Consider the following 13,544-nt stretch of genomic DNA (forward strand, 5'->3'; position numbering starts at 1 on the left):
TAGGCGGACTTCGTTTGTGTAGTTGCGGTTTCAACCGCCGAATGATACTGAGGGGAAAGTGCGCGACTTTAATTAACTTCCACAGCCGATCGCACTTGTCGATCTGTCGCTGTCGCGCACCCTACTCCTAAATCAATCTGAAACAATCAGACTTAATCTCAATTACCAGTTAGCAATTAGCAATTAGTAATTACCCAATTACCAATTACCAACTGTCAACTGTCAACTGTCAACTGTCAACTGTCAACTGTCAACTGTCAACTGTCAACTGTCAACTATCAACCGTCAACCGTCAACTGTCAACTGTCAACTGTCAACTATTTATTCAACGCTTCACGGGCGGCAACCGCTTCGTCAGGATGAATATTCAATCGGGTCAAATTGATCCGACCTTTATTGTCAATTTCTCGCACTTTGACAATCACTTCGTCGCCGACAGCTAACTCATCTTCCACTTTGCCAACGCGGTAGTCGGCTAACTGCGAAATGTGAATCATTCCTTCTTTTCCGGGCAGAATTTCCACAAAAGCGCCGATCGGAATAATCCGAGTAACGTGGCCAACATACACGTCTCCTGCATTCAACTTGCGTGTCATGCCTTGGATAATGTTATGAGCCCGCATTGCTTTTTCGCTGTCGTTGCCGGCAATTGTCACGGTTCCGTCGTCTTCGATGTCAATTTTGACACCGGTTTCTTCGGTGATGGCTTTGATGGTTTTGCCACCGGGTCCAATTACTAAACCGATGAATTCGGGGTCGATTTTCAGGGTTAGCAAACGCGGTGCAAAGGGCGACATTTCCTTGCGGGGAGTGTCGATGGTTGACAGCATTCTTTCTAGAATGTGCAGTCTGGCTGGTTTGGCTTGGCGGATGGCATTGGCAATCACATCTAAGGGTAAACCTTTGATTTTCATGTCCATTTGCAAAGCAGTAATCCCGGTGTCGGTACCGGCTACTTTGAAGTCCATGTCGCCTAAAAAGTCTTCAATTGCCTGAATGTCAGTCAAAATTCGGACTTCATCGCCTTCTTTAATTAACCCCATTGCTGCGCCGCTGACTGGTTGGGACAGGGGTACGCCTGCGTCCATGAGGGCTAGGGTTGAGGCGCAAACGGAACCCATGGAGGTGGAACCGTCGGAAGAGAGAATTTCCGATACTACGCGAATCACGTAGGGGAAGTCTTCTTTTGATGGCAACACTGGGACTAGGGCTCGTTCTGCTAGGGCTCCGTGACCGATTTCTCGGCGTCCTGGCGATCGCATGGGTTTGGTTTCTCCCACGGAAAAGGGCGGGAAATTGTAGTGGTGCAGGTAGCGTTTGTCTTGCTGTGGGTGCAAGTCGTCTGCTAAGTCTTGGGCATCGCCTGGGGTTCCCAGGGTTGCTGCCGACAGCACTTGAGTCAAGCCCCGATTAAACAACGCACTGCCGTGTACTCTTGAAGGGAGCACGCCGACGCGACAAGAAACGGGTCGCACCTCGTCTAGCTTGCGGCCGTCTACACGGACGCCATCTTCGACGATTTGCTTGCGCATCATTTTTTTGGTGACGTCCTTGAAAACGTTGCCGATCGCCTTGCTGTTGGCGGTGGCGGCTACTTTTACCGGATCGTCTTCGGATAGTTCGGCGATCGCAGATTCTACTTCATTTGCCTTAACTTCGTCCAAAGCTGCGTTGCGCTGATTTTTGTCTTGTTCAAATTTAGACAAAATAAAGCGGATTGGGGCTTCGGCGCGATCGCGAATAAAGTTTTCCAGGGCTGAGTCTAGGGATGGCCGTTCTTCCACCACCAAATCTATGCCCAATTCTGCCATGATTTCCCGTTGGGCTTGAATCAAGTCACAGGTTGCTTCGTAGCCGAAGTCGATCGCCTCGATGATATCCTGTTCTGGCAATTGGTTAGCGCTGGCTTCCACCATGATTACTCCATCTGGAGAACCCGCCACCACTAAATCTAATTCGCCTTCTTTGATTTCGCTGTAGGTAGGATTGATGATGAAGTCGTCTCCTACCAAACCAACTCGGACTGCGGCCATGGGTCCATAAAAGGGCATTTTCCCTAGCAATATCGCTACGGAAGCCCCTGTCACCGCCAAAACGTCTGGGGGTACTTGTTCGTCCATCGACAGCGTTGTGGCGACGACTTGGATGTCGTCTCTGAGCCAGCTTGGAAATAGCGGACGCAACGGTCGATCGATCAAACGGCCCGTGAGAGTCACTTTTTCTGGGGGACGCCCTTCCCGGCGCAAAAATCCACCGGGAATTTTACCACCTGCGTACAGTCTCTCTTCGTAATCCACTAACAGGGGCAGGAAATCAATTCCTTCTCTCCCCTGAGAGCGAGTTGCCGTCACTAAAACCGCCGTGTCACCCGACTGAATCAAAACTGCACCGCCTGCTTGAGGCGCTAGTAAACCAATCTTCAGTCTAATATCCCGTCCATCAAAGGATATTGACTTGTCTATCTCTACCATGTAGCACTGCTTCCTTATCTACCACATTCTTTCTCTGTCGGGATCGTAACATTAACCACAGGGCTTTGAGAGGAAGCGGGGAAAAGAGACTAAATAATTGTGGTTCGATCGAGGTTTTGCGCCGAAATTATGAGTAATTATACTCTCGAAGTTTGTTTGATATTTTGGGGTCGATTGGGCGATCGCCAGTCGCATCTCTGAAATAGGTGGTAGGATCTTCGTCTGGGCATGGGGCAAAGTCTGGTTCCGGCATTGAAGACAGGAGATAAGCCCCAGGATGTGGCTGAGGGATTGAAACACAAATAACCAATAACAAATAACCAATAACAAATAACCAATATATTAATAATATGGCAATTTTACACGGTAGTTGGATTATAAATGAGTCCGAAAGTTGTTTATTTATTTGGGCAGAAACTTGGCGCAAAATAGAACCAATCGATACTATTGAATTGGGGATGAGTCTTCGCTTTCCCTTGGCAATGACTGAGTCTGAGTTAAAAACTTTCCTAATTTCTTTGCACCAGTCTGGTAAACTGCATTGGCTGTTACCGGAAACCTCACTTGGACTAAGCTCAGTGACGGCAGAAACTCCACAGGAAAAAGGCAAAAAAATTAGGCGATCGACAAAAAATCACAACCCAGAAGTGACAGCCGAAAACTCATCGATTCGCCGGGAAATTAGGGCGATCGCACTTCCTACCCAAATCTCCACATCTAACATCAATCTGGTGTTACCACAGCACTCGGCAGCAACATTGACAGCAGAAGACAATGACAATCTTTACCTTTTTCCCTGGGAGATAGAGGGATTTTGTCTCAATCCTCAAGCAGCTTTTATTTTCTTGCAAGCAATACCGCTCAATAGCACAGCAACTGACTCTTTTGTGGGTTCAGATTTGCGTTTTTGGTCTTATATTGCTAGATGGAATTTAGATTTATTGGCCAGATGCAAGTTTTTACCTGCCTTAGACATACAGTCTGACGGTTCGGCTATTGCTAAATGGCAACCTCTGTTAGATAGTTCTACAGATCAACTTCGTCTTGCTACTTTTAGCAAGCAAATGCCGACGGCTTGTCGAACATATCAAGGGAAGTCAACCCCCCCCTACCCCCCCCAAGGGGGGAAAGAAAGAGAGGGGAAGTCTAACCTCCCCCAAGGGGGGAAAGAAAGAGAGGGGAAGTCTAACCTCCCCCAAGGGGGGAAAGAAAGAGAGGGGAAGTCTAACCTCCCCCAAGGGGGGAAAGAAAGAGAGGGGAAGTCTAACCTCCCCCAAGAGGGGAAAGAAAGAGAGGGGAAGTTAACCCCCCCCTACCCCCCCCAAGGGGGGAAAGAAAGAGAGGGGAAGTCTAACCTCCCCCAAGGGGGGAAAGAAAGAGAGGGGAAGTCTAACCTCCCCCAAGGGGGGAAAGAAAGAGAGGGGAAGTCTAACCTCCCCCAAGGGGGGAAAGAAAGAGAGGGGAAGTCTAACCTCCCCCAAGAGGGGAAAGAAAGAAGTCAATTGGCTTTAGCCGTGGATTTGCCGATGGATGCTCAGGAGTTGATTTTGGGATTTTTGAGCAGTGTTTTAGACAGTCAAGTGCGATCGGCTATTAGCTCAAATATGGGCTCAAATTTAGAAATCAAAACAGTTTCTCCAACCCGCGAATGGCTGCAATCTTTGCAGCAGGAATCTGGGATAGTTCAAGCAGAATCAGCGGCTTTAGAAAAGTTGGCAACCAAGCTGAGTGCTTGGACAGCACCACTGCAAAATGCACTCTCTCAAAAAAATCAATTTCGCACTTGTTTTCAACTGATACCGCCCTCCCCTGGTAAAACTGAATGGAGTTTAAATTATTGTTTGCAAGCAGTAGAAGAAAACGAATTTTTGGTAGATGCGAGAACTGTTTGGAACAATTCTGTGGAGAGTTTGAATTATGCAGGCAGGACTATACAACTACCTCAAGAAACTTTGCTCAGTGGCTTGGGTTTAGCTTCAAAACTTTATCCGTTAATTGAACCTAGTTTGCAAGCACAGCGCCCTCACTGTTGTCTGTTAAAACCCTTAGATGCTTACAATTTTATCAAGTCTGTGGCTTGGCGATTCACTGACAGCGGATTGGGCGTAGTTTTGCCACCGAGTTTGTCTCATACTGATGGTTGGGCTAGTCGTTTGGGTTTGAGCATTCAAGCCGAAACTACCCCCCCCAACCCCCCCTTAGTAAGGGGGGGCGCTCCAGAAATTAACCCCCCCTTAGTAAGGGGGGGCGCTCCAGAAATTAACCCCCCCTTAGTAAGGGGGGGCGCTCCAGAAATTAACCCCCCCTTAGTAAGGGGGGGCGCTCCAGAAATTAACCCCCCCTTAGTAAGGGGGGGCGCTCCAGAAATTAACCCCCCCTTACTAAGTGGGGGCGCTCCAGAAATTAACCCCCCCTTACTAAGTGGGGGCGCTCCAGAAATTAACCCCCCCTTACTAAGTGGGGGCGCTCCAGAAATTAACCCCCCCTTAGTAAGGGGGGGCGCTCCAGAAATTAACCCCCCCTTAGTAAGGGGGGGCGCTCCAGAAATTAACCCCCCCTTAGTAAGGGGGGGCAAGGGGGGGTTAGGATTGCAAAGTCTGTTAAGTTTTAAGTGGGAATTGACGATCGGCGGACAGCGCATTTCTAAGGCTGAATTTGACAGATTGGTAGGATTGAATTCCCCTTTGGTGGAAATTAACGGCGAGTGGGTGGAATTGCGCGCGCCGGATGTCAGGGCTGCTCAAACTTTTTTTGCTAGTCGCAAAGAGCAAATGACTCTTTCTTTGGAAGATGCTTTGCGTTTGGCGAATGGTGATTCTCAGACAATTGAGAAACTGCCGGTGGTGAATTTTGAAGCCACTGGTCAACTTCAGGAGTTGTTGAATACTTTAAATAATAATGAGGCCGTAAGTGCGATCGCGCCGGCTAGTTTTCGAGGAAAATTGCGGCCTTATCAAGCCCTAGGAGTTGGCTGGTTGGCTTTCTTAGAAAGATGGGGTTTGGGCGCTTGTCTCGCGGATGATATGGGGATGGGAAAATCGGTCGAACTAATTGCTTTTCTCCTACATTTACAAGAAAACAATTCCTTGGAATGGCCGACATTACTGGTGTGTCCGACATCGGTATTGGGTAATTGGGAACGGGAAGTCAAGAAATTTGGCCCGACACTAAAAGTATTGCTGCATCACGGAGAAAAACGCGCTAAAGGTAAAGCATTTGCTACGGCAATTAAGGGTAAAGATTTAATTATTACCAGTTATTCTTTAGTGTTTCGTGATGCGAAGGAAATTCAAAACACTAAATGGCAAGGATTGGTTTTGGATGAAGCGCAAAATATTAAAAATTCGGAGTCTCAGCAGTCGAAAATAGTCCGACAAATTGAAGCATCTTTTAAAATTGCGCTGACAGGAACTCCGGTGGAAAATAGACTGCAAGAATTGTGGTCTATTTTAGAGTTTCTGAATCCGGGATATTTGGGAGCTCGCAATTTCTTTCAGCGCCGATTTGCGATTCCTATTGAGAAGTATGGAGACAGGGAATCTTTACAGAGTTTGCGATCGCTCGTGCGGCCTTTTATCCTCCGTCGCCTCAAAACTGACAAGTCAATCATCCAGGATTTGCCCGAAAAACAGGAAATGACTGTATTTTGTGGATTAGCTACTGAACAGGCGACATTATATCAGCAAATAGTTGAAAAGTCAATAGCAGAATTGGAATCTGCCGAAGGTATTCAGCGCCGGGGCATGATTCTGGCTTTGTTAGTAAAACTCAAACAACTTTGCAATCATCCGGCTCTTTTGACAGCTAAAGAAAACCCTAAATCTTTGGCAATTAAGAGTCACGAGTCGGGGAAATTGCAGCGGTTGTTGGAAATGTTAGAAGAAGTTGTCGCTGAGGGCGATCGCTCTTTAATTTTCACTCAATTTGCCGAATGGGGAAAACTACTCAAACCACATCTAGAAAAGCATTTAGGTCGAGAAGTTCTGTTTTTGTATGGTGGAATCAAGCAGCAACAGCGGGAAGAAATGATCGATCGCTTCCAGCACGACCCCCAAGGTCCACCGATTATGATTTTATCCTTAAAAGCTGGCGGTACTGGTCTTAATTTGACCAGAGCAACTCATGTTTTCCACTATGACAGATGGTGGAACCCAGCAGTAGAAAATCAGGCGACTGACCGGGTATTTCGCATTGGTCAAACCAGGAATGTTCAAGTACATAAATTTGTGTGTACTGGCACATTAGAGGAAAAAATTCATGATATGATTGAAAGCAAGAAAGCCTTGGCTGAACAAGTAGTCAGTGCTGGAGAAAACTGGATTACCGAGTTAGATACAGACCAACTTCGGAATTTACTAATTCTCGATCGCAATGCTATCATAGAATCTAGTGATGAAGAATAAAGCTTTTTTCGTTATTCCTTTGCAACCGGATTTGATATGATATAAAATCCTCTCTTCATCGTCCTGTATTAAACTCTCTCTTCTCTTCCTTCGCGTACTTCGCGCCTTCGCGGTTAAATCATTCCGATACAACCGGAATTGATATGACTTCTTCCTTCTTCCTTATTCCTTCGGCTTATGATTGACAGAGAATGGTGGACGCAACAATGGCTTGATTTAATCAATACCTACCGCTTCAAAAAGCGGTTAGAACGCGGCTGGCAATATGCGCGGGAAGGTAAAGTTCTCAGCATTAAATTTCCCGATCGAGAAGTAATTGCCCTCGTTCAAGGTACCGATCCCAAACCCTATCAAGTTTCTTTAGGACTCGATCCACTAACAGATGAAGATTGGGAATATGTGATTGAAAATATGTCACAAAGAGCTATTTTTTCAGCAAAATTATTAGCTGGAGAAATGCCACACAATATTGAAGATGTGTTCGCAGCGGCCGGGAAAACCCTATTTCCGTTAAGTTTGTCCGATATTCGATCGCGCTGTAGTTGTCCCGATCCCAAAAACCCTTGCAAACACATAAGTGCAGTGTACTACTTATTGGGCGATCGCTTCAGCGAAGACCCCTTCGTGCTGTTTCAAATGCGGGGTAGAACCAAAGAACAAATCCTGACAGCACTCCGCCAAAGACGAGGTACAGAAGCCAAAGACAATACACAACTAAATTCAGGGGAAAATTCCCCAACTGAAAATGCCAAATTACCTAAAGTCGATCGCTTTTGGGAATACAACCAACAACTAGAATCATCTCTAGTAGTAATTGTACCACCACCGAGTAGCGAAACAGTGTTAGATATTTTAGGGCCAATGCCCCTCGCCACTGACGGAAAAGGTACTACCAGTAAATTATCCCCTGCCTCCGATGCACTCAAGCACCATTTTAGCAAAATCTACCAAACTGTTAGTCAGCAAGCAGTTTTCGCAGCACTAAAACGCAGTGAAGGAGATTAAATGTAGTATTGGCTTGTTCTGCCTTAAAAGCATCTTACCGCGAAATGCTCTGCCGAGACAAGCAACAAATAAAAATATTTTATCTCAAGGCTTCTTTTGGGCTAATGAAGAGAGGATTTGATATTAATAATTTTTGTACAAGTACAAGAAAGCTTCTACTTCAGCGGCGCTTGGTTGAGCAGAAATTGCACCAGGTTTCATTGCCGTCATGGCACCTACTGCACTGGCATAAGTAACCACTTTTTTGGTGACTTCTGCATCGGCTAAATTCTGAATTCCTACCTTGCACAACTGGCTGACAAAACCAGCCACAAATCCATCACCCGCACCAGTGGTATCCTCAATATCTACTTTGAAAGCGGGGATTTTTCCTTCATTCTCCGAGATACAATAGGAACAACCTTTATCTCCCGCAGTGACTAAAACTCCTTCTGGGGAATGGAGGCGGTAGGTAATAGCTCCAGCGTCGGTAGTTTCAAACAGCCATTCCGCTTCTTCTTCCGATAATTTCAGAAAATCAATTTTTGTGAAAAGTTTTTTAATCAGTGATTTTGCTTCCTCTGGATTTTGCCAAAACACTGGTCGCCAATTGATGTCTAGTATAATTTTTACGTCATACTTTTCTGCTAGTTCAATTGCTTTTTCGATCGCCTCTCGACTATCTGGATAAGCTAATTCTAAAGTACCTAACACTAGAAAATCAGCATTTTCAAACAGCACCTCTGGTATTTGGGCGGCGATGAGGTGAGTGTCGGCAAACTCCGCAGTGTTTGCATCGCCAAAACCGGCAAAAAATCGATCGCCCATTTCATTTCGCAATACATAAACTTGTCGTGTCGGTGCTGTCGGGTGGCGCTGCACTCCTGTGGTGTCAACTCCTATTTCTTGCAATACCTGCACGAGGGAGTTACCCAATTCATCCCCACCCACAGCACCAATAAATCCTGCGCTATGCCCCAATTTAACTAAAGCACAGGCAACATTCGCTGGGGCACCACCGGGATAGGGTGTCCAAGATTTTACCTCTTCTAGGGAAAGTCCCGATCGCTCTGCGAGACAGTCAAATAAGATTTCACCCAAACAGAGTACGCGAGGATAATTCATAGGGATTTGAGATTTGAGATTTGAGACAAGACCAGACTGGTCATTATAAATCTCCCATAATTCCTGTGGAACAGGCATCCCTTCGACCCTTCAGATCGCGGCACCGCCTGCTTGTTGTTGACTATCTGTTTGGAAGACATCTATTACACAGGAATCAAGTGCGTGTACTGACACCCGGTGTGGGCACTCCGTTGGGAGGACGTGATGCTCGATCGACTGCAATTGCTCATCTGGGGGAACCATAGCACGAAAAGATTTAATTTTTCTATTCTTACTTGATCCTCCATCCTTTAGAATTATAGATAGGTAAATATGCAGACATAGGAAAAATTTATGAGTGGGAGCGTTTCTCAGATCCCTGTCACCCTATCAGACAGAGAATTACAAGTGGTAGAATTAGTCGCGGCGGGATTGACTAATGAGAAAATAGCGGAAAAGTTGGAGATTAGCAAGCGTACAGTTGACAACCACATTAGCAATATCTTGAGTAAGACGCGGGCTGACAATCGAGTCACACTGGTGCGCTGGGCCTTGCAATGGGGAAAGGTATGTTTAGACAATATTAACTGCTGCCCTCTACCAGGACCGATCGATAAAGAAGTATCTTAAGTAGGGCTCAATTGTTGGGGACATACAAAGGAATGATGCAAACGGCACAAGAAAAACAACTACGGTATCAAATTCAATGCCCTGGATTACCACTGGCGGTGTATCGCGAAGTGGCGGCCCATTTGCGTCAAGTTGAAGGGGTGGAAACCGGTTTAATTCCACAGCAGTCGCAGCAGTTTGATTACAACGACAGCCAAGTTGGGGCTTTGTGGATTCAGTATCCTGAAGGGTTCGATTTTGCCGATCGCGAACGGGTCGATCGCATTTTGGCTTATTATGGCGATCGCTACGGATCTTGGGAATCATTAGTTATTAGTAATTGGTAATTGGGAATTGGGCATGGGGCATGGCGCATTGGGCATTGGTAATTGGGAATTGGGAATTGGAACTAACAACTAACTACTGACTACTGACAACTAACTACTGACTACTGACTACTGACAACTTACTAACAAAATGAGTGCAATTAAAACTTTACCTGGAACGCGGGATATTTTGCCCGCTGAAATTGAGTATTGGCAAAACATCGAAGCAGTCGCTAGAACAATTTTAACCAAAGCTGCTTATCGAGAAATTCGGACACCTATCTTTGAACAAACATCCTTATTTGAACGCGGTATCGGCGAAGCAACCGATGTTGTGGGCAAAGAAATGTACACCTTTAAAGATAAAGGCGATCGATCGAGTACCTTGCGGCCAGAAGGTACAGCCGGAGTAGTTCGAGCTTTTATTCAAAATAGTTTGTACGCGGCGGGTGACGTCCAGCGTCTGTGGTATACTGGGCCGATGTTTCGCTACGAACGCACCCAAGAAGGAAGACAGCGGCAGTTTAATCAAATTGGCGTAGAAGTCTTGGGTAGTGCGAATCCCCGTGCAGATGTGGAGGTAATTGCGATCGCCTGCGACATCCTTCAAACTCTTGGTTTAAAAAATTTGCGCCTCGATATTAACTCTGTCGGAAACAAGGAAGATAGACAAAATTATCGGCAAGCCTTAATCGATTATTTTACACCATACAAATCCGAATTAGATGTGGATTCCCAAGACCGTTTAACTCGCAATCCGCTGCGGATTTTGGATAGCAAAAATGAGCGGACTCAGGAAATTGTCAAAGGCGCGCCGAGTATTTTGGACTATTTGGGTGATGAATCGCGATCGCACTTCGAGCAAGTGCAGCAAATGCTGACAAATTTAGGAATTAGCTATCAGTTAAATCCCCGATTAGTGCGCGGTTTAGATTACTATACCTATACTGCGTTTGAAATTATTTCCGACGATTTAGGCGCGCAAGCCACAGTTTGTGGAGGTGGCAGATACGATGGTTTAGTAAAGGAATTGGGCGGACCAGATACGGCGGCAGTCGGTTGGGCAATGGGTATGGAAAGGTTGATTATCCTGCTGCAAAAATTGCAACCATTACCCGCGCCGAAGTTGGATTTCTATCTGGTATCCAGGGGTGAAAAAGCCGAACAGCAATCGGTATTGTTAGCTCAAAAATTGCGTGGTGCGGGGTTTAGCGTCGAAATCGATTTGAGCGGCAGTGCTTTTGGGAAACAGTTTAAAAGAGCCGATCGCAGTGGTGCTGTTGGGTGCTTAGTTTTGGGAGATGCGGAAGCGGAAAACGAGACGGTACAATTGAAGTGGTTGGCCAGTGGTGAACAAAGTGCGATCGGTCAATCAGAACTACTAGCCATGACAGATGAACTACAGCAGAAGATCAAAGATAAGACGGCGGTTGAAACCGCGTCTACACAAACAAAGTCCGGATGGTGCGCGGACTGAAGAAAACCTCTAGTTACCAGGCTAAGCGCCTGGTAACGCAGATCCAGAGGCTCCGCCTCGCAATTAACATTAATCCCAAAAACAAAAAGATATAATTAAAAATTAAACCCCTATAACCTCTGATAAACTATGACTGTAGCAACTAAAAATCCTAAAACCCAACTCACAATCACCTGGCCGCTACTACCAGACGATTTCCAACTACCAGACGACCCCGTGGAAGATGAAAGCCAACCATTGTTAGCAGCAGCTTTGCGCCAGCCCCTAACAGAATTTCCCGAATTAATCCAGGATGCTTTAATTGTTTCCAACTTTGCCCTTTGTGCCGGCATAAGTTTCCCAGAAGCAGCCACCGACGAACAGCGAACTATTTGCAAAGCGCCCGACTGGATGTACGTGAAACCCGTCAATCCCCAAAATGTCTCGCAAGTCCGCCGCAGTTACACGCCACACACAGAAGGGATAATTCCTCAAATCGTGATCGAATTTCTCTCAGAAACCTATGGAGAAGAATACTCTGTAGAATTTACCTCGCGGGTGGGAAAGTGGTTTTTTTATGAGCAAGTAATCAAAGTCCCCAGATACGTTATATTTCGAGCGAAAACAGCTCATTTAGAAGTTCATGCTTTAGAATCAGAGCACTATAATCGACAAAAAGCCGATGAAAATGGACGTTATTGGATACCGGGATTAGACTTGTTTTTAGGAATGTGGGAAGGAACCCACGAAGGGAGAACAGGCTGCTGGTTGAGGTGGTGGAATGCAGCAGGTGAGTTATTGTTATGGTCGGAGGAACGAACTGAACAAGAACGTCAGCGAACTGAATTAGAACGTCAGCGGGCCGATCGCGAAAGACTCCGCGCCCAAAGGTTGGCCGAAAAACTGCGTCAAGCCGGGATCGAGTTAGATGATGAAGAGTGAAATACCAATTGATTAGTCGAATTCGACTATATTTTGGTATAATTACTATCTTGTGGTGCTGGCATTCAGCCAGCCCTAGTCCTACTGCGAACTAATATGTTAATCGAACGTCTCAAGCCGATCGCCTGGAAAAAAAAACCGCAACTGATATCATTGTTTTCAGGTTGTGGCGGCATGGACTTGCCATTCCATAAAGCCGGATTTGAGGTAGTTTGGGCGATCGACTCTAACAAATACGCCTGCAAAACATTCAGCAGAAATATCGCCGATGTCATCGTCAATGACAGCATAGAAAATATAGACATTACCCAAGTTCCAGATGCAGAAATATGTATAGGAGGATTTCCTTGTCAAGACTTTTCCATGATTTGGAAACGTCCAGGACTGGAAGGAACCAGAGGCAATTTATACACATACTTTCTCGATTTTGTCAATAAAAAAAAGCCAAAAGCTTTTGTAGCAGAAAATGTCAAAGGCTTATTAAGCGCCAATAATTATCAAGCAATCAAACAAATAATTTCCGACTTTGAAAGTATCGCTCCCGGCTACTTAGTCAAACCCAAACTCTACAACTTTGCAGATTACGGAGTCCCCCAATTTCGCCAAAGACTATTATTAGTTGGCATTCGGATGGATACAGGATTTAACTTTGTACATCCTCAGCCCAAATACGGTGAAAATCGCAATTACCCTTATCGAACTGCCGGCGAAGCACTCAAAAATGTCGAAAAAGTCAAATATAATCAAGAACATCAGAAAATTCAGCCACGAACCATTGAAATTTTGAGTCGCATCAAACCGGGAGGGAATTTTACTGATATTCCCAAAGATAGTCCCTACTATGTAAAAGGCATGATCAGTCACGTTTATCGGCGAATTCATCCAGATAAACCCTGTGCTACAATTATTGCTGGTGGTGGTGGTGGTACTTGGGGATATCATTATCCCGAACCCCGTTCATTGACAAATAGGGAAAGAGCAAGGTTACAAAGTTTTCCCGATAATTTTGTGTTTGAAGGTTCTATTACAGAAGTAAGAAGACAAATTGGCAATGCAGTTCCGCCCGATGGAATAGTTGAAGTTGTTGAATCACTGATTCCCTTATTTCAAGAGGATTATCAGAAAGTCGATTTACACAAATTAAATCAAAAATTGCAATTAATGTCAATTAAAGAACGATTAGAACACGCAGAATCAGAAGCTTCTGAACAGCAATTACAATTGACGGTTAATGTTTAGTCAAGTGAGG

At 45.5% G+C, this 13,544-nt stretch carries 10 protein-coding genes; 7 read left to right on the forward strand and 3 right to left on the reverse strand.

Going from position 1 to position 13,544, the window contains the following annotated elements; all coding sequences use genetic code 11:
- Positions 1-317: 317 nt before the first annotated feature.
- A complete protein-coding gene (locus P2A85_RS18040; protein ID WP_377474390.1) occupies positions 318-2,471 on the reverse strand; it encodes a polyribonucleotide nucleotidyltransferase in 2,154 nt (717 codons plus the stop codon).
- A gap of 350 nt (positions 2,472-2,821) precedes the next feature.
- Here P2A85_RS18040 and P2A85_RS18045 point away from each other — a divergent pair, with 350 nt between their 5' ends.
- Both P2A85_RS18045 and P2A85_RS18050 read left to right on the forward strand, forming a co-directional pair.
- Positions 2,822-6,874 (forward strand): SNF2-related protein, encoded by a 4,053-nt coding sequence (locus tag P2A85_RS18045; protein ID WP_377474392.1) that lies wholly within the window; start codon positions 2,822-2,824, stop codon positions 6,872-6,874.
- A gap of 177 nt (positions 6,875-7,051) precedes the next feature.
- Positions 7,052-7,879: an SWIM zinc finger family protein gene (locus P2A85_RS18050; protein WP_377474394.1), complete on the forward strand. Its 828-nt coding sequence runs from the start codon at positions 7,052-7,054 to the stop codon at positions 7,877-7,879.
- A gap of 123 nt (positions 7,880-8,002) precedes the next feature.
- Here the strand turns inward: P2A85_RS18050 and P2A85_RS18055 are convergent, their stop codons facing one another.
- Both P2A85_RS18055 and P2A85_RS18060 read right to left on the reverse strand, forming a co-directional pair.
- Complete coding sequence (locus P2A85_RS18055; protein WP_377474396.1) at positions 8,003-8,983, reverse strand: carbohydrate kinase; 981 nt, start codon at positions 8,981-8,983, stop codon at positions 8,003-8,005.
- A gap of 90 nt (positions 8,984-9,073) precedes the next feature.
- The gene (locus P2A85_RS18060; RefSeq protein WP_377474398.1) at positions 9,074-9,226 is read right to left on the reverse strand and encodes a hypothetical protein; all 153 of its coding nucleotides are present in this window, start codon (positions 9,224-9,226) and stop codon (positions 9,074-9,076) included.
- 90 nt (positions 9,227-9,316) lie between these two features.
- Here P2A85_RS18060 and P2A85_RS18065 point away from each other — a divergent pair, with 90 nt between their 5' ends.
- From P2A85_RS18065 to P2A85_RS18085, 5 genes are all read left to right on the forward strand, one after another.
- On the forward strand, positions 9,317-9,592 hold the full coding sequence (locus P2A85_RS18065; protein WP_377474400.1) for a LuxR C-terminal-related transcriptional regulator: 276 nt from the start codon (positions 9,317-9,319) through the stop codon (positions 9,590-9,592).
- 35 nt (positions 9,593-9,627) lie between these two features.
- The gene (locus P2A85_RS18070; RefSeq protein ID WP_377481560.1) at positions 9,628-9,918 is read left to right on the forward strand and encodes a hypothetical protein; all 291 of its coding nucleotides are present in this window, start codon (positions 9,628-9,630) and stop codon (positions 9,916-9,918) included.
- 130 nt (positions 9,919-10,048) lie between these two features.
- Entirely contained in the window at positions 10,049-11,374 is a 1,326-nt protein-coding gene (gene hisS / locus P2A85_RS18075) for a histidine--tRNA ligase (protein WP_377474402.1), read from the forward strand.
- A 129-nt stretch (positions 11,375-11,503) separates the two neighbouring features.
- Positions 11,504-12,295 carry a Uma2 family endonuclease gene (locus tag P2A85_RS18080; RefSeq protein WP_377474404.1) on the forward strand — a complete coding sequence of 264 codons (792 nt, stop codon included), beginning with the start codon at positions 11,504-11,506 and terminating at the stop codon, positions 12,293-12,295.
- Between the two features lie 96 nt (positions 12,296-12,391).
- Entirely contained in the window at positions 12,392-13,534 is a 1,143-nt protein-coding gene (locus P2A85_RS18085; RefSeq protein WP_377474406.1) for a DNA cytosine methyltransferase, read from the forward strand.
- Positions 13,535-13,544 lie beyond the last annotated feature (10 nt).

It is taken from the genome of Microcoleus anatoxicus (assembly GCF_042465725.1).
Classification (GTDB): Bacteria; Cyanobacteriota; Cyanobacteriia; order Cyanobacteriales; family Microcoleaceae; genus Microcoleus; species Microcoleus anatoxicus.